Origin of the sequence: Bacillus cereus group sp. BfR-BA-01331 (assembly GCF_022663915.1) — a bacterium.
Lineage (GTDB): Bacteria > Bacillota > Bacilli > Bacillales > Bacillaceae_G > Bacillus_A > Bacillus_A mycoides.
In genome coordinates this window covers 205,438-219,938 of record NZ_JAKUGJ010000004.1, presented here as the reverse complement: position 1 = coordinate 219,938, position 14,501 = coordinate 205,438, and the positions used below count along the sequence as shown (strand labels likewise).

Below are 14,501 nucleotides of genomic sequence, written 5' to 3'. Positions count from 1 at the left end.
TCGGTGAGAAAACGCTGAAATAAGCGGTATTAGTAGGAGGACACAAATGATTACAGTAAGTAACGTTAGTTTGCGTTTCGCAGATCGCAAATTATTTGAAGATGTTAACATAAAATTCACGCCAGGTAATTGCTATGGTTTAATTGGAGCAAACGGTGCTGGTAAATCAACATTTCTAAAGATTTTATCTGGAGAAATTGACCAATCAACAGGTGACATACATATTACGCCAGGTGAGCGTCTAGCAGTATTAAAACAGAATCACTTCGAATATGAAGAGTTCCCTGCACTAGAAACAGTAATGATGGGTCACACACGTCTTTATAAAGTAATGCAAGAGAAAAATGCAATTTACATGAAAGAAGACTTTAGTGATGAAGATGGCATGCGTGCTGCAGAACTTGAAGGTGAGTTCGCTGAGCTAAACGGTTGGGAAGCTGAGTCAGAAGCTGCAATCCTTCTAAAAGGATTAGGCATCGGCGAAGATATTCATGATAAAAAGATGTCTGAATTAACAGGGGCAGAGAAAGTAAAAGTATTACTTGCTCAAGCTTTATTCGGTCAACCTGACATTCTATTACTAGATGAGCCTACCAACCATTTGGACTTAAAAGCGATTCAATGGTTAGAAAACTTCTTAATGAACTTTGATAATACAGTTATCGTTGTATCCCATGACCGTCACTTCTTAAATAAAGTATGTACGCACATGGCTGATCTTGATTTCGGTAAAATTCAATTATACGTTGGTAACTATGACTTCTGGTATGAGTCAAGCCAATTAGCATTAAAACTAACGCAAGATTCTAACAAGAAAAAAGAAGAGAAAGTAAAAGAGTTACAAAACTTTATTGCGCGCTTTAGCTCAAACGCATCTAAAGCGAAGCAAGCAACTTCTCGTAAAAAATTATTAGATAAAATTACATTAGATGATATTAGACCGTCATCACGTCGTTATCCGTTCGTTGGTTTCACACCAGAGCGTGAAGTAGGAAATGACTTATTAACGGTTGAAGGTATTTCTAAAACAATCGACGGAGAAAAAGTATTAGATAATGTGAACTTCACTTTAAATAAAGGTGATAAAGTTGCATTTATCGGCCGTAACGATATTGCAATGACAACATTATTTAAAATTCTTATGGGTGAAATGGAGCCAGATAGCGGTTCATTCAAATGGGGTGTAACAACATCTCAAGCTCATTTCCCAAGAGATAACTCTGAGTACTTCGAGAACAGTGATTACACTTTAATTGATTGGTTACGTCAGTTCTCTCCACAAGATGAATCAGAAAGTTTCTTACGTGGTTTCTTAGGCCGTATGCTATTCTCTGGTGAAGAAGTAAAGAAAAACGTTTCTGTTTTATCTGGAGGAGAAAAAGTTCGTTGTATGTTATCTAAAATGATGTTAAGCGGTGCAAACGTATTAACATTAGATGATCCAACGAACCATTTAGACCTTGAGTCTATTACAGCATTAAACAACGGTTTAATCACATTTAAAGGAACATTACTATTCACTTCTCATGACCATCAGTTCGTACAAACAATTGCAAACCGTATTATCGAAGTAACGCCAAACGGTGTAGTTGATAAGGTAGCGACGTATGATGAGTTCTTAGAAAATGAAGAACTTCAAAAACAAGTTGATGCAATGTACAAAGGTCAATAATGAATGATTAAAACCCCCGCTCTCTTTTATGAGAGCGGGGGTTTTTTAAGTAAACAAATATTCGTTTTAATATAAAGTGGGGGAAGGATTAAAATGAATAATTATTCAAAAATAACATTAGCGAAGGTAAGAAATTTTTGAAGCGTGGATAAACCCTGAAATGATCAAGAAATGGTTTTTTACATTGGAAGGGACGGATAAAGTAACGGGAAATACTCCTGAAGTAGGAGGGAGTTGGGAAATTATTGATCATCGTGGCGGAAAAGATTATCGAGCAATTGGGGAATATATCGAAATGAATCGTCCTAAAAAAAATTAGTATTTATATTAAAAACGCCGCAGTTTAGTGAATTATTAGATAAAAACACAGTTGAAATAAAAGAGAAACAACAAGGATTTAAAATGATATTTTCACAAAATATAATCGTTGCTCATGAAGAAGATTGGACAAAATATGATGTTGAAAAAGCTTTAAAGGGGTGTCATGATGGCTCTGAACATGGTTGGAATGTAATGTTCATGGGACTTAAAGAGTTGTTTAAAAGAAGAGGGAATAGCTACAAAGGATGATAAACGGTAGTCGAAAAAGTGTAGTTTGAGCAAATTGCCCAAACTACACTTTTTATTTTATGAAATTGGGTAGTTTACATGAATGTACCAAAATTGGAGATAGATTAGTTTGCAAATGAGGAAATAAAGGATTATAGTTTGTGGAGTCATAATTAGTGGATGAGCCCCTGGGAGAAAACAGGAAATGTTACAAATGTATTTTGTAAAATAGAAACCAAAGTCAAAATGTTTAAAAAGAAATAGTTGAATAAATAAAAGCTACAAATTATAATTACTAATATTCTTCATATAGTTAAACAAATAAAATCTATTTGAAGAAGAAAAATTAAATAGAGAGACAGACTTATATAAAATAAGCCTTGGATGATCAAAAGAGGTGGAGAGATGCAACAATTTTTATTAAAGAGTAAACGAGTATTAAGTAATCATTTTGGATTTTTCGTATTTGCCGTTATTTTACTTTGGTTAAAAACATATGCAGCATATGTGACAGAATTTAATTTAGGGATATCGAACACAATCCAAAAGTTCTTACTGTTTTTCAACCCGTTAAGCTCAGCAGTTCTATTTTTAGGGCTCGCACTATTCGCGAAAGGGAAACGAGCTTACATTTGGTTAATTATTATTAATTTGCTAATGTCTATACTTTTATATGCCAACGTAGTATATTATCGCTTTTTCAGCGACTTTATTACGTTCCCGACATTAACACAAACGAATAACTTTGGAGATTTAGGTGGTAGTATTTTTGCATTGCTACACTTATATGACCCACTATATTTCTTAGATACAATCATTTTAATTGTTTTAGTCGCAACGAAATTTGTAAATCCTAAACCAATCCGTGTTGCGAAGCATAAATTATCGCTAGTATTTGTAGCAGGTATTTTATTCTTTAGCGTTAACTTAGGTCTGGCAGAATCTGACCGTCCTGAATTGTTAACAAGAACATTTGACCGCAATTATATCGTGAAATATTTAGGGGCGTACAACTTTACGATTTATGATGGTATTCAAAGTGCGAAAGCATCAACAGAACGAGCATTAGCGGATGGAGATAATATGACAGAAGTTAGAAACTATCTTACATCAACTTATGCAAGTCCAAATCCTGAGTATTTCGGTAAAGGAAAAGGAATGAACGTAATTTATATTCATTTAGAGTCATTCCAAAACTTTTTACTAAACTACAAGCTAAATGGTCAAGAGGTTACACCATTCTTAAACTCATTTACAAAAGATGCGAATACGTTATACTTTGATAACTTCTTCCATCAAACAGGACAAGGTAAAACATCTGATGCGGAGTTCATGTTAGAGAACTCAATGTTTGGATTACCGCAAGGATCTGTTTTTACAAATAAAGCTAATAACACGTATCAATCAGCACCAGCTATTTTAGGTCAACAAGGATACACATCAGCAGTGTTCCACGGTAACTACAAAACGTTCTGGAACCGTGATGAAATTTATAAATCGTTTGGTTTTAATAAATTCTTTGATGCGTCATACTATGATATGAACGAAAAAGATGTAGTAAACTATGGGTTAAAAGATAAACCGTTCTTTAATGAATCCATTCCATTATTACAAACGTTAAAACAACCGTTCTATTCAAAATTTATTACGTTATCGAACCATTTCCCTTATCCAATTGATAAAGCGGAAGCGACAATTGAACCAGCGAAAACAGGTGATTCATCTGTAGATACGTATTTCCAAACAGCACGTTATTTAGATGAATCTGTAAAAGGCTTCATGGATTACTTGAAACAATCTGGTTTATACGATAACTCAATTATCGTTATGTACGGTGACCATTACGGTATTTCAGATAATCATGGCGCAGCAATGTCTCAAATAATGGGTAAAGAAATGAACTCATTTGAAAATGCTCAATTACAACGTGTACCATTAATCATTCGCGTACCAGGAATGAAAGGCGGCATACAACATCAATATGGCGGAGAAATTGACGTTCTTCCAACTTTATTACACTTACTAGGTACAGATACAAAGAATTATGTCCAATTCGGATCAGATTTATTATCGCCAGATCATAAACAAGTCGTTCCTTTCCGTAACGGTAACTATGTAAGTCCAACAGTGACTGCACTGAACGGCAAATACTATGATACAGCGACTGGAAATCCAGTAGAATTTACAGACGAAATAAAACAAAATGAACAAATGGTTCAAAAATCACTAAAATACTCTGACCAAGTTGTTAACGGCGACTTATTACGATTCTACACACCAGAAGGCTTCACTCCAGTAGAGCGTTCTAAGTACAACTATAACCATCGTGATAAAAATAAAACGAAGGTGAAGACGACTGAAGACGGGGAAACAAAATAAATAATAAAAAATCCTACTCGTATAGAAAACGAGTAGGATTTTTTGTTTTAAGATTTACTTTCGGATTTTTGGAGTGCTACTTTTTTAGGCATGAAACATGCGATAATCAAAGCTACAAAAGATAAGACTAACATAAATACGTAGGCATCACTTGAGCTGAAGATAGAAGATAATTTCTTTACTTGCATAACTGAAATGTTTCCATTTTCACTAGATAACTGCGAAGCATGTGAAGTTGATTGAATTGTGTATACCGTGATAATAACTGCTGTTCCAATAGCACCTGCTAATTGACGTACGGTATTATTCACTGCAGAACCATGTGAACCCAGTTCTCTTGGTAAAGCGTTTAAACCTGCTGTATTTAAAGGCATCGAAATGAAACTTAGTCCAATGCGTAGAATAATGGTACGAACCATTAAATACATATAAGTGGTGGATTCGGTCAAATCAATTACACCCCACATAGATATAATGATACATATTAAACCTGTAATAAAGAGTGGTTTCGCCCCATATTTATCAAACATTTTACCTGTGATAGGTGATAAGAAGGCATTAATCACAGCTCCAGGTAATAGAAGTAAGCCTGATTCAAAAGCAGTAAAACCTCGTCCATTTTGCAAGTAAATCGGTAAAAGAATTAAATCAGCATACATAATCATCGTAATGAGTACGTTAATGACTGATGTAAGAGTGAAAATTTTATATTTAAATACGGATAAATTTAATAGTGGATCGCTAGACTTTATTTGACGTAAACAGAATAGGGTTGTAACAATTATTCCGATGATAATTGTAGTAATAACAACTGGATGATCCCATCCTTTACTTCCTGCACTACTAAATCCGAATATAATACAACCAAAGCCAATCGTTGATAAAATGACACTTACGATATCTAATTTTGCTTTTGTTGTCTCAGCAACATTCATTAAATATTTTAGCGCGAGAATAATAACGATTAATACAAATGGAGCTAATCCAATAAATAACCATCTCCATGATACATATTCAATAATAAAGCCAGATAATGTTGGAGCGATGGCTGGCGCGAAAATTATGGCGAAACCGATGGTTCCCATAATACTTCCACGCTTTTCACTAGGGTATAAATATAAAATAACTGTCATCATTAGTGGCATAATAATTCCTGCCCCAACTGCTTGAATCATTCTTCCTGTTAACAAAATGCCAAAATTCATGGCGCATGCGCAGAGAACAGTCCCAATAAACAAAGAGAGCATCGAGCTAATAAATAGCTGCCTTGTTGTAAATCGCTTCATTAAAAATGCCGTAATTGGCACGAGAACACCATTTATGAGCATAAAGCCTGTTGATAGCCATTGAACTGTAGCGGCCGTAACATCAAATACTTCCATTAAATTACTCATCGCTACATTTAATAGCGTCTGATTTAATGTTGATAAAAAACAACCGGAAATGAGCACAATTAATATAATTTTTTTATTTCTTTCTGATATTTCCTTTTGCATTGGTAAACTCCTTCATTGTTGTCTTGATTTATCGACATTGTGTCGATAAAATTAATGGTAACAAAATAAATTTTCTTTGACCATGAACAGTTTTGTTGAAAATGTTCACTACTCGACATAGAAGGTATGCACTGTCGAGTAAGTAAAGAGAAAATCTATAAAGGAGTTTCAAAATGTCTACACCTAAAAAAGAAGATCCTCGTACAGTTCGTTCAAGAGAAATGTTTAAAAATGCTGTTTTTTCTCTCCTATGTGAGAATCCTAGTATTTCAAGCTTAACGGTTCAGAAAGTCGCAACAAAAGCAGGATTAAACCGAACAACCTTTTACTTACATTATCAAGATATTCAAGATTTACTAGACCAAATCACGAATGAGATTTCAAATGAACTTTCAAATAAAATAACCGATTTAATACATGCAAAAGATTTATCAGAAAAACAAAAGCTAACACAATTACTTGATTATTTATATATCCACCGAAATTATTTATTTATATTATTTAAAATGAATCAATTTGAGGAGCAACTATTTTTATTTTTAAAAGAGTTAATAGAAACGAGAAGAGAGAATACGAAAAAGGATCTGCCTGATGATTATGTTGCGGTTGATATTAAAACAGCCTCTTTGGTAGGTATCATCATGTGGTGGATAAGGAATGGACTTCACTTTAGTTCAGATTATATTGCAAATCAAATTTATTTTATGTACAAAGGATAATAAATTTAAACAATTCATCAGTATTAAAAAACGATTAGAATAACCTAGTATAATTTAAAGTATCGGGATTAATAAAAATTAATAAAACAAAAGCTTCAGAGATAGAAGGGGATATGCATGAATTTTCAAAATGAAAAAATATCATTACATTTAGAGGTTGTAAATTACCAATATAAAGATGCAAAAGACGAGTGTGATAGAAATTGGTTAAGAGTAAAAGCGAAACTATCAGAAGAAAATAAAGTTTTTGAAACGATGGATCCTTTTTTACAAACATACGATTTACAGTACATGATAAAATGGTTTGAATCTTTACCAAACCCTACATATAACGAACTAGATTTCATAGAACCAAATTTAGCGTTTGAATTTATGGGAGAAAAAGAAGAGGAGTTTCACCTTGTTATTCGCTTATCGCTGGAACTTAAACCCGAATGGTGTAAGGAAGAGGAGTACGAATTTTCTATCAGTATAACTCAAGAGGATAGAGAGAATATGATTCGTTCTATTGAAGAGCAACAAAGGAAATTCCCAAAACGATAAAAAAAGACTTGATAACCTACAAGAGGAAATCAAGTCTTTTTATTACATACGATTATCATGCCAGAAGTTTAATGGGAAGTGTTCGTTCTCATTATAGGCTTCTAATTCATATCCTCTTTCTTTCAGCCCTTTAATAATTCCAGGTACTGCTTTAACTGATTGTGGATGAATATCGTGCATTAGAATAACTTCTGTTGGGTTTGTAGCACCATGTAGAACGTTTTCTACGATTTTAGCAGATGCAGCGTCTACTGGCATTTTGTTGTATTTCCAGTCTAATGAATCAATTGTCCAGTCCCAAACTTTTAAACCATTTTCTACAACTTTGTTGCGAAGGGCTTCATTTAATCCTGGCATTGAGCCGTAAGCTGGACGAGTTAATACTGGTGATTTTCCTAGAACGCCAGCGATTAAGCCTTGGTCTTCTTTCATTTCATCAACGTAATGACCTTCTGTGTAAAGCTTCTTGTAGTTATGAGTCATACTGTGCATCCCAACGTAGTGGCCTTCAGTATTTTCACGTTTTACAAGATCAGGGAAAGCTTTCACGTTTGAACCAATTAGGAAAAATGTTGCTTTTGCATTTTCACTTTTTAACATATCTAAAAGCTCAGCTGTGTATTTTCCAGGACCATCGTCAAATGTTAAGTAAGCGACTTTTCTAACTTGCCCGTTATAGTGCTTTGGAGCTTCTTTCGGAGCAAGGGACGTTTGAATTTCACTTACAAGTTGAACAGATTTCGCTTCATCCTCTGTACTTGCTAGAGCGATATGTGTTGATCCGTAAGCAGCTTCGTATGTAAATAATACCCCAGCGCAAATCAACAGAGCCCTTTTCACTAAAGTTGTCATCCGAATTCCATTGTGCATAATTTTCCTACTCTCTATAAAAGTTCTACTCTACTATATTAGCAATTTTAGAGGGGGAAATGCAAAAAAACTTTTTTACAAGCGCAAAAAAGTTTGTTAAAAAGTATGTAAGATTTCACTGTTTTGCAGGTTTGAAAAAATGAAACAAGAATTAAGTGAATGGAACTGCATGTAAAATGGTTCATTCACGTTTTTTGTTTTAGAAAGGGTGGATAAGTATGAAAAAATTAGCTTGTTTACATGCTCATCATTCAAATATTGAATACATTGACCGAGCATTGCAATCTTTTGGAATCGAAATACTCCATTTTGTAGATCCAATCTTATCACACAGACTAAAAATAGAACGAGAACAAGCACGAAATAATTTAAAAGATATTATAAAGTATATAGCTGAAAGTGATGTGGATACACTTTTAATAACTTGTACAGATTATATCACGTTATTAGATGAGAATTTCAAAATAGACATACCTATATTGAAAATTGATGAGCCATTCTTTGAAATGATTTGTCATGTTGAAGAGCCACAGACAATACTTTTTACAAATAATCGTACGGTTTCAGGAACGATGGAACGTTTAAAACAATACGCTCGGCAGAATAATAAATCCATACAAGTAAAAGTAGAAGTGATAGAAGGGATATTTGAGTTAATTATGCAAGGTCGTAAAGAAGAGCATGATGTTAAATTAGAAAAGTATTTATATGAAATTATGAAAGATAGAAACGAAATGCTTTCAGTTGCACAATTATCGATGGTAGACGCTGCTACAAGGGTAGAAAATATAATAGGAGGAACATAATAAATCCGTTGAATGCGCTTGTGGAGTATTGTATACAGAGTGTGAATGAACAACCGTGTGAAAAATAAGGAAGAGGATGTTTTTTGTTTTAAAGAACATCAATAAAATTTCACATACCGTATTTAAAAAATAAATATAGGAAAACCAAAAAATAATGTAGAATATATCGTACATACATATGTGAAGGCAACAAAATATATAAAAGAGGTGGACCTATGTTACTTGAAGAAGTAATGCAGCAACTAGAAGAATATGGAACAGAACAAAACCGTAAAATCTTTAAAAATCATGGGGCAAAAGAACCGTTATTTGGAGTTAGTTTTGCAAATTTAAAATTGTTGAAAAAGAAGATAAAAAAGGATCATGATTTAGCAATCTCATTATGGGAAACGAAAAATATGGATGCAATGACTTTAGCAACGATGATTTTAGATCCGAAGAAACTAACGTCAGAACAACTAAATAGATGGGTTCAGGATGTTGATTATTATTGTTTAATGGACGTTCTGATGACAGCTATATGTACGTCGCCAATCGTGATAGAAAGAATGGAAGAATGGACGAAGTCTGATGATGAATGGATTGGAAGAGCTGGTTGGTCATTATTAGCGAATATCGCAATAAAAAATAAAACGTTAGACGATGACTTTTTCTTACCGTATTTAGAAGAGATTAAAGTTCATATACATAATGAAAAAAATCGTAAAAGAGAAGCGATGAATAGAGCTTTAATTGCGGTAGGGGTTCGAAATGAAAGTTTGGAACAACAAGCAATTAAAATCTCACGTGAAATTGGAAAAGTAGAAGTTGATCACGGTGAAACGTCATGCAAAACACCAAATGCAGAATCCTATATTAAAAAGACACGAGAAAGAGCTGAAAAGAAGAAAGTAAAATAAGAAGGGATAAGATTATGAAACCAATTGAAGCGGCACAAAGTATTATTACATCACAATTTTCGAATTGTGATGTTGCTTTACTAGGGGGAAGTGTTGCTAGAGGAGAGGCTACAAAAACATCTGACCTTGATATTGTAATATTCGACCAAAGTTTGTCATCTTGTTATAGAGAATCTTTCTATAGTAATGGCTGGCCTGTTGAAGTATTCGTACATAATTTTGAAACGTATAAAACCTTTTTTAAAAGTGATTGTGAGCGCGGGAGACCTTCATTACCTCAATTAGTTTCAGAAGGGATTGTGCTAAAAGGAAAAGATGAAATTGTAGAGATACTTAAAAGAGAAGCGAATGATTTATTAAATAAAGGACCAAAAAAATGGACAGAAGAAACGATGAAGCAGAAGCGTTATTTTATTACGGATACTTTGGATGACTTCATTGGTGCAACAAAGAGAGAAGAAGAATTGTTCATCGCCAATTTATTAGCTGATTTAGTACATGAATATGTTTTAAGAGTAAATGGTCAATGGCTTGGAAATTCAAAATGGTTTATTAGGGTGTTAAGAAGGTATGACGAGCAATATGCAGAACATTTTGTAGCGGCTTTTGATCATTTTTATAAAACAGAGGAGAAAAATGAATTAATTACTTTTGTAGAAAACACGCTAAATCAATACGGAGGAAGAATGTTCGAAGGATTTTCTATAGGGAAATGAGAAGGGGTTCAAAAAATGGATGTACCAACTATTCAATTAAGAGAACTAACACTCGATGATGTAGAAGATCGGCACAGGTGGTCATTAGATACAGAAGTAACAAAGTATTTAGTTGTACCAGATCAATATCCACCGTTCACTCATGAAGATACGAGAAGATGGATTGAAGCATGCATAAGTCGAAAGAATGGTTATGAACAACGAGCTATCGTTACAAAGGAAGGTATACACATTGGATGGATAGACCTAAAAAACTTTGATCAAACAAATAAAAATGCTGAACTAGGGATTGCCATTGGAAATAAAGAATATTGGGGTAAAGGATATGGAATGGCAGCACTATACAGTATGTTACAAAGTGGCTTTTCTGTATTCGAATTAGAAAAAATTTGGCTACGAGTAGACGAAGATAATTTACAAGCTAGAAAGAGTTATGAAAAAGCAGGATTTGTTTGTGAAGGAATAATGAGAAATGATCGGTTACGTAAAGGGAAGTTCATTCATTGTTATCGCTATAGTATGTTAAGAGAAGAATACCAATCTTTAAATAGTAGCTTATAAAAATATTATGTTAACTTAAAGGGGCAGGATAAATATGATTCGATTACTTACGAAAGAAGATGCGGAAAAATATTGGGACTTACGTTTACAAGCTTTACAAGTAAATCCAGAGGCATTTGTAACAACTTATGAAGAGGCGATTCGCCAGGAAAATCCTATTAAGCGAGTGGAAAGTAATTTAACAGCTACTACTAGTTGTACATTTGGTGCATTTAATGAAGAAAATCATTTAGTTGGAGTTGTCACTTTACTAACAGAAGAGAGAGCGGCGTATAAACATAAAGGTCATATCGTTGCGATGTATGTAGATGCACAAAACAGGCGGAACGGATTGGCGCGTGAGTTAATTACAAATGCAATTCAAAGAGCGAGGGAAATAAAACTTGAGCAGTTGAACTTAGGTGTTGTATCTACAAACGAACCAGCAAAAAAATTATATGAATCAATGGGTTTTAAAACGTATGGAATTGAAAAGAGAGCTACAAAGATGAATGGTGTATATAGTGATTTCGAATATATGGTGTTGTTTCTTTAAAGGAAGGATATTATCATGAAAGATCTCCATTTAGAAAAAGATATGAACCCCAACGTGGCAATTTTGTATGCGACTGTTCGGGATACATTTGAAAGATTGCAAAGGTTAGTCGAAGGTATTGAAAAGAACGAACTATCCTATAAAGGGTCTGAAAATAATGAAAATAACATTTGACAGCTAATTCAGCATTTAGCAGTAGTCGATTTACACTGGGTGTACCGTTTAAAAGGAGAGGGAGTTCCGCCTGAACTTGAAAATAAATATGGACCAATGTTGAATGAAATGGGAGAATTGCCTAGTTTAAGAAAGTACAAATTACAAGAATTAATGCTAGATTATGAAGCTGTGCAACATATGTTTTATGAGGAATGTATGAAACTAGCAGAAAATGATTTAACACGAGAAGTTTTTTATGAAAAGGGAGAAAATGCGACTATAAGGTGGGGAATATGGCATATAGCCGATCATAATCGGTACCATCAAGCTCATATTAGTCGATTACGAAAGTTATATAGAAGTAGACCGCATGTATGATTAAATTTTTGAATATTAATTATATTCATTTTGTTATATAGTAGAAAAAGAAACTATATAAGGGGTTTTATAATGAAAGCTATTGCAGTAGGGATATTGGCATCGTTTTTCTTTGCCTTTACCTTTGTGTTAAACCGGTCGATGGACTTAGGGGGCGGGAGTTGGATTTGGAGTGCATCACTACGGTATTACTTTATGGTTCCAATGCTTTTACTTATTGTCATGTATAGAGGGAATTTAAAACAACTCTTGCAATATATGAAAAACAATCCGAAAGAGTGGTTGTTATGGAGTATCGTTGGATTTGGTCTCTTTTATGCACCACTTAGTTTCGCGGGTGCGTTTGGACCGGGGTGGCTTGTCGCTTCAACTTGGCAAATTACAATAGTTGCAGGGATTTTGTTAACACCATTTTTTGCGGTAGACCCATTACATAAAAAACTTCCAATGAAGGAATTAGTAATGTCATGTATTATTTTATTCGGTGTTGTTCTTATGCAAGTAGAACACGCGTCTTCTTTAGGGATTCGTGAAACCATTTTATGTGTGGTTCCTGTACTCATTGCTGCGCTTGCATATCCACTTGGAAATAGAAAAATGATGCAAGTATGTAAGGGCGAATTAGATGTCTTCCAACGAGTTCTCGGTATGACATTAGCAAGTTTACCATTTTGGTTTTTACTATCTGGTTATGAAGTATCAACAGGCGGACTACCGTCAAGTAGTCAAGTTTTCCAATGTTTTATTGTAGCAGTTAGTTCAGGGTTAATCGCAACGGTATTATTCTTCTTTGCGACAGATCTTGTAAAAGATGATCCGCAAAAATTAGCAACAGTCGAGGCGACACAGTCTGGTGAAGTTTTATTTGCATTAGTAGGAGAGCTGATCTGGTTATCGGCTCCAATTCCGTCTTCTTTATCGTGGGTTGGAATGAGTCTTGTAATTGTCGGAATGATACTTCATAGTTATGTAGCTGTAGTTGTGAAAAAAGAAGAGAAAATAACGGCGTAATGAGATTAGCTCTTTTTCAATAAAGAGCTAATCTTTTTTCATGAGAAAGGATGGAGATAGGATGTTACAACGTGTTGAGTATTTAGAAATAGATCCCATTAAAAAAGTATTAAAGCATGCGACCGGTCCGAGTGAAGCAAGCTTATTTAAAGCAGTTTCAATGTATAAAAATGATCAGGCAGTGCTATATAAATATGGGAATAAGGGTTGCATAGGTATAGCGCTAATTCATACAAATAGAGCGAGAATGTGTCACATAGCTGTTGATGAAAAATATCGCAATCAAGGAATTGCACTTCAAATGATTAAAGAAATAATTAGGGAATATGAGTTAACATATATTGAGGCTGAGACAGATACAGAGGCAATCGGATTTTACAAGAAAAGTAACTTTAAGATTGAAAGTCTAGGAGAAAAACATCCAGGGGTGGAAAGATTTCATTGCTATCTCGAGAATGAACAGTTTAAAAGTATGTGAAATATGTAATTTTACATATTTAGTTTAGTTTGAAAAAAATGATATTTACAGTATATAATAAAGATAATTGGAAAAATATAGATAAATAGAAATTAGGTGTATAACCCATGAGAATGGATAAAAGTAAATTTGTGAAAATTGCAGCTTCAATAGGAGTGTCATCTTTTTTATTAACAGGATGTGCTGATAATGATGAAGAGAGTGCACAAAAAGAAAGTAGTGCGGTAAAAACAGATGGTACGAAGCAAGAAAGCGAACAAGAAAAATTAAATTGTGATGATAAAGCGCCAACGACGGGAAATATAGAAAAAGAAGAATTATGTAGAGATAATAATTCACCCGCTTCATTTAATAATGAGAGTTCCCATTTGCCAATACTTCCGTTCGTTGCTGGATATTTATTAGCAAGTAAGACGTCGAATATGTATAATACTGCGAAACCAAATCTTACAAAGGGACCATATGCAAATAATATTATCCCATACCGTGAAAAGGATGAGCGAAGAAGTGGTGGCAGCGGTGGTGGTGGGTATTACGGTGGCACTAGTAGTAATAATGATTCTTCAAAGAAAGTGGATTTGAATAAGCAACAGCCGAACAGTTCAACTAAAGTGACGCCAGATTCAAATACGTCAAAATCATCTACTACACAAACGCCAAAAGTGAATTCTGGTTCAAATGGAATTGGAAACGCAAAAGCACCAGCTGGATCCTAATTTGAAAGGATAATGGA

15 protein-coding genes and 2 pseudogenes are annotated in these 14,501 nt (G+C 34.1%); 15 read left to right on the top strand and 2 right to left on the bottom strand.

All coding sequences use genetic code 11. The features are described from left to right. Window positions 1-46 precede the first annotated feature (46 nt). The 4 genes from MR155_RS09995 (at window position 47) to ltaS (ending at window position 4,600) form a co-directional block, all read left to right on the top strand. Complete coding sequence (locus MR155_RS09995) at window positions 47-1,672, top strand: ABC-F family ATP-binding cassette domain-containing protein (protein WP_002013447.1); 1,626 nt, start codon at window positions 47-49, stop codon at window positions 1,670-1,672. A 160-nt stretch (window positions 1,673-1,832) separates the two neighbouring features. After that, window positions 1,833-1,991 (top strand): SRPBCC family protein, encoded by a 159-nt coding sequence (locus tag MR155_RS09990; protein WP_235661806.1) that lies wholly within the window; start codon window positions 1,833-1,835, stop codon window positions 1,989-1,991. 83 nt (window positions 1,992-2,074) lie between these two features. After that, entirely contained in the window at window positions 2,075-2,242 is a 168-nt protein-coding gene (locus MR155_RS09985) for an ATPase (protein ID WP_242309510.1), read from the top strand. A 384-nt stretch (window positions 2,243-2,626) separates the two neighbouring features. Further along, window positions 2,627-4,600, top strand: a complete 1,974-nt coding sequence (gene ltaS / locus MR155_RS09980; RefSeq protein ID WP_113937537.1) for a lipoteichoic acid synthase — start codon at window positions 2,627-2,629, stop codon at window positions 4,598-4,600. A 47-nt stretch (window positions 4,601-4,647) separates the two neighbouring features. Here the strand turns inward: ltaS and MR155_RS09975 are convergent, their stop codons facing one another. Further along, window positions 4,648-6,096, bottom strand: a complete 1,449-nt coding sequence (locus MR155_RS09975) for a DHA2 family efflux MFS transporter permease subunit (RefSeq protein ID WP_113937536.1) — start codon at window positions 6,094-6,096, stop codon at window positions 4,648-4,650. A 173-nt stretch (window positions 6,097-6,269) separates the two neighbouring features. Between MR155_RS09975 and MR155_RS09970 the strand changes: the two genes are divergently transcribed. Beyond that, window positions 6,270-6,815 (top strand): TetR/AcrR family transcriptional regulator, encoded by a 546-nt coding sequence (locus MR155_RS09970; protein ID WP_242309508.1) that lies wholly within the window; start codon window positions 6,270-6,272, stop codon window positions 6,813-6,815. A gap of 117 nt (window positions 6,816-6,932) precedes the next feature. Beyond that, entirely contained in the window at window positions 6,933-7,358 is a 426-nt protein-coding gene (locus MR155_RS09965; RefSeq protein WP_002084914.1) for a WapI family immunity protein, read from the top strand. Between the two features lie 42 nt (window positions 7,359-7,400). On the opposite strand, the gene MR155_RS09960 is transcribed toward MR155_RS09965, so the two are convergent. After that, window positions 7,401-8,228 (bottom strand): peptidoglycan-N-acetylglucosamine deacetylase, encoded by an 828-nt coding sequence (locus tag MR155_RS09960; protein WP_002084916.1) that lies wholly within the window; start codon window positions 8,226-8,228, stop codon window positions 7,401-7,403. Between the two features lie 218 nt (window positions 8,229-8,446). Between MR155_RS09960 and MR155_RS09955 the strand changes: the two are divergent. From MR155_RS09955 to MR155_RS09915, 9 genes and pseudogenes are all read left to right on the top strand, one after another. After that, window positions 8,447-9,102: pseudogene (locus MR155_RS09955) on the top strand (hypothetical protein). A gap of 147 nt (window positions 9,103-9,249) precedes the next feature. Then, window positions 9,250-9,933 (top strand): DNA alkylation repair protein, encoded by a 684-nt coding sequence (locus MR155_RS09950; protein WP_242309507.1) that lies wholly within the window; start codon window positions 9,250-9,252, stop codon window positions 9,931-9,933. Between the two features lie 14 nt (window positions 9,934-9,947). Then, window positions 9,948-10,649, top strand: a complete 702-nt coding sequence (locus MR155_RS09945; RefSeq protein WP_242309505.1) for a nucleotidyltransferase domain-containing protein — start codon at window positions 9,948-9,950, stop codon at window positions 10,647-10,649. 15 nt (window positions 10,650-10,664) lie between these two features. Beyond that, a complete protein-coding gene (locus MR155_RS09940; protein ID WP_242309503.1) occupies window positions 10,665-11,210 on the top strand; it encodes a GNAT family N-acetyltransferase in 546 nt (181 codons plus the stop codon). A gap of 34 nt (window positions 11,211-11,244) precedes the next feature. Continuing rightward, complete coding sequence (locus MR155_RS09935; protein WP_219302760.1) at window positions 11,245-11,745, top strand: GNAT family N-acetyltransferase; 501 nt, start codon at window positions 11,245-11,247, stop codon at window positions 11,743-11,745. Between the two features lie 15 nt (window positions 11,746-11,760). Next, a pseudogene (locus tag MR155_RS09930) lies at window positions 11,761-12,279 on the top strand (DinB family protein). A 72-nt stretch (window positions 12,280-12,351) separates the two neighbouring features. Beyond that, complete coding sequence (locus tag MR155_RS09925) at window positions 12,352-13,290, top strand: DMT family transporter (protein WP_219302756.1); 939 nt, start codon at window positions 12,352-12,354, stop codon at window positions 13,288-13,290. Between the two features lie 61 nt (window positions 13,291-13,351). Continuing rightward, a complete protein-coding gene (locus MR155_RS09920) occupies window positions 13,352-13,768 on the top strand; it encodes a GNAT family N-acetyltransferase (RefSeq protein ID WP_219302755.1) in 417 nt (138 codons plus the stop codon). Between the two features lie 107 nt (window positions 13,769-13,875). Continuing rightward, complete coding sequence (locus MR155_RS09915) at window positions 13,876-14,484, top strand: hypothetical protein (RefSeq protein ID WP_219302753.1); 609 nt, start codon at window positions 13,876-13,878, stop codon at window positions 14,482-14,484. Window positions 14,485-14,501 lie beyond the last annotated feature (17 nt).

What these genes read in the sequence shown, in the direction of transcription:
- MR155_RS09995 (WP_002013447.1), top strand. Translation starts at nt 47, where the DNA reads ATGATTACAGTAAGTAACGTTAGTTTGCGTTTCGCAGATCGCAAATTA.
- MR155_RS09990 (WP_235661806.1), top strand. Translation starts at nt 1,833, where the DNA reads ATGATCAAGAAATGGTTTTTTACATTGGAAGGGACGGATAAAGTAACG.
- MR155_RS09985 (WP_242309510.1), top strand. Translation starts at nt 2,075, where the DNA reads ATGATATTTTCACAAAATATAATCGTTGCTCATGAAGAAGATTGGACA.
- ltaS (WP_113937537.1), top strand. Translation starts at nt 2,627, where the DNA reads ATGCAACAATTTTTATTAAAGAGTAAACGAGTATTAAGTAATCATTTT.
- MR155_RS09975 (WP_113937536.1), bottom strand. Translation starts at nt 6,096, where the DNA reads ATGCAAAAGGAAATATCAGAAAGAAATAAAAAAATTATATTAATTGTG.
- MR155_RS09970 (WP_242309508.1), top strand. Translation starts at nt 6,270, where the DNA reads ATGTCTACACCTAAAAAAGAAGATCCTCGTACAGTTCGTTCAAGAGAA.
- MR155_RS09965 (WP_002084914.1), top strand. Translation starts at nt 6,933, where the DNA reads ATGAATTTTCAAAATGAAAAAATATCATTACATTTAGAGGTTGTAAAT.
- MR155_RS09960 (WP_002084916.1), bottom strand. Translation starts at nt 8,228, where the DNA reads ATGCACAATGGAATTCGGATGACAACTTTAGTGAAAAGGGCTCTGTTG.
- MR155_RS09950 (WP_242309507.1), top strand. Translation starts at nt 9,250, where the DNA reads ATGTTACTTGAAGAAGTAATGCAGCAACTAGAAGAATATGGAACAGAA.
- MR155_RS09945 (WP_242309505.1), top strand. Translation starts at nt 9,948, where the DNA reads ATGAAACCAATTGAAGCGGCACAAAGTATTATTACATCACAATTTTCG.
- MR155_RS09940 (WP_242309503.1), top strand. Translation starts at nt 10,665, where the DNA reads ATGGATGTACCAACTATTCAATTAAGAGAACTAACACTCGATGATGTA.
- MR155_RS09935 (WP_219302760.1), top strand. Translation starts at nt 11,245, where the DNA reads ATGATTCGATTACTTACGAAAGAAGATGCGGAAAAATATTGGGACTTA.
- MR155_RS09925 (WP_219302756.1), top strand. Translation starts at nt 12,352, where the DNA reads ATGAAAGCTATTGCAGTAGGGATATTGGCATCGTTTTTCTTTGCCTTT.
- MR155_RS09920 (WP_219302755.1), top strand. Translation starts at nt 13,352, where the DNA reads ATGTTACAACGTGTTGAGTATTTAGAAATAGATCCCATTAAAAAAGTA.
- MR155_RS09915 (WP_219302753.1), top strand. Translation starts at nt 13,876, where the DNA reads ATGAGAATGGATAAAAGTAAATTTGTGAAAATTGCAGCTTCAATAGGA.